Annotated in this window: 2 protein-coding genes; both read left to right on the top strand. The window is 71.3% G+C overall.

Features of this window, described 5'->3' with window-relative positions; genetic code table 11:
• The first annotated feature begins 157 nt into the window (after window positions 1-157).
• Window positions 158-484, top strand: a complete 327-nt coding sequence (locus ACG2DA_RS22690) for a hypothetical protein (protein WP_395258959.1) — start codon at window positions 158-160, stop codon at window positions 482-484.
• Window positions 485-643: 159 nt separating this feature from the next.
• Window positions 644-1747 carry a sodium-dependent bicarbonate transport family permease gene (locus ACG2DA_RS22685; protein ID WP_395258957.1) on the top strand — a complete coding sequence of 368 codons (1104 nt, stop codon included), beginning with the start codon at window positions 644-646 and terminating at the stop codon, window positions 1745-1747.
• Window positions 1748-1815 lie beyond the last annotated feature (68 nt).

The raw sequence follows: 1815 nt of genomic DNA, 5'->3' as shown, positions 1-1815 counted from the left end.
CGGCCGCGGCGGGCGGGGAAAGCCGCGGCCGCATTCGCCGTTCGTCTTTGCGGGAGCGGCGGGAACGGTAGACTGCGTGCGTCCCGCCTCCCGCCGTCGTCCGCCCCCGCCCCCCGTGATCGCTCCGACGTCGTCGCCGCGGGGGATCGGACGGTCTGTGAAGACGGGGCGGTCGCCGTTCGTGTGGCTGACGGCGCTGGCGTTGGCCGTCGGCACGCCCTGGGCGGCGTGCGCGGCCCATCTGGACGGCAAGCCGGACCGCGGCAAACCGGTCGGCGAGGAGGGCGAGGGCGAGTCGGCGGAGCTGTGGGAGGCGTTGGACGCCGAGGACCCGGTCGGCGGGGCCGACGGGCTGTGGACGTCGCCGGGCCGGACGACCTTCGCCGGGCCGCTGGGCGATCCGCGGACGGCGAACGCCGCCGTCGCGGCGGTCACGCGGTGGAGCGGGCCGCGACTGCCGCGGCCCCCGCCGCGGACGCGCTAGACGCCGCACCCCGGCCGGGGCGTCGCCGCAGGGCGAACGCTGCGCCGGGGCGGCGGCGCCCCTCGCGTCTCTCCCGGCGAACGCACGCTCGCCGTTCGTCCCCGCCCCGCCCGGGTCGCGGCTGCCGCTGCGCCCTTCCCCCCGCCTCAATTCCCCCCCGTGCTGCACGCATTTCTGGACAACTTCGCCCACAACCTCTTTAAACCCCTCCTGCTGTTCTTTTACTGCGGCTTCCTGATCCCGCTGTTGAAGGTCCCGCTGGAATTTCCCAAGGCGCTGTATCAGTCGCTGACGATTTATCTGCTGTTGGCGATCGGGTGGCACGGCGGGGAGGAACTGGCCTCGCTGTCGGCGGAAGGCTTCCTGCAGGCCGCCGGATTCATGGCGATCGGGTTCGTCATGAACGGCCTGATCGGGCTGCTGGCGTACGCCGTGCTGAGCCGGTTCACGAAGCTGCGGGCGGTCGACGCCGCCACCGTCGCGGGGTTTTACGGCTCGGACAGCGCCGGGACGTTCGTCACCTGCTTGGGGGTCCTCACGGCGGCGGGGATTCATTACGCGGCCTATATGCCGGTGTTGCTGGCCGTCATGGAGATTCCCGGCTGCCTGGTCGCCTTGGCGCTGGTCTCCCGGTTACGGGCCCGGGGGATGGACGACGACGGCAACCTGCCCGGCGAGCCCGGCTTCACCGGCGAGCACGACCCCGCCCACAGACCCGCGGCCGGGCCGGTCTCCAAAAAGACGCTGCACGAGGTCTTCCTGAACCCCGGGCTCTATTTATTGTTCGGCGGGATCGTGATCGGCTTCGTCAGTCGGTTGCAAGGGGAGGCGGTTACCCGGGCGGACGACACGCTGTTCGTCTCGCTGTTCCACGGGGTGCTTTGCCTGTTCCTGCTGGAAATGGGCATCACCGCCTGCCGACGGCTGCACGACCTGCGGACCGCCGGGCCGGCGTTCACCGCGTTCGGGCTGCTGGCGCCGAACCTGTTCGCGTTCCTCGGCATCTGCGCCGCGCACGCCTACAGCCACGCGATCGACACGCCGTTCGACCTGGGCACCTACGCGCTGTTCGCCGTGCTGTGCGGGGCGGCGAGTTATATCGCCGTGCCGGCGGTGCAACGGCTCGCCATCCCGGAGGCCAGCCCCACCCTGCCGCTGGCCGCCTCGCTGGGGCTGACGTTCACCTATAACGTGACGATCGGCATTCCGGTTTATCTCATGATGGCCCAACAGGTGATCGCCGCGCTGCCGGTGACGGATTAACGAGCGGCGACGCCCCCGCCGGCCGCTTGCGGTTTCGCGGGGCGGGAACGCGCCCCGCCCCCGCGAAG

The sequence above is a fragment of the Alienimonas sp. DA493 genome (genome assembly GCF_043951915.1).
Taxonomy (GTDB): Bacteria; Planctomycetota; Planctomycetia; order Planctomycetales; family Planctomycetaceae; genus Alienimonas.
The sequence above is the reverse complement of the archived record's forward strand: the minus strand, read 5'-3'. Positions and strand labels throughout refer to the sequence as shown.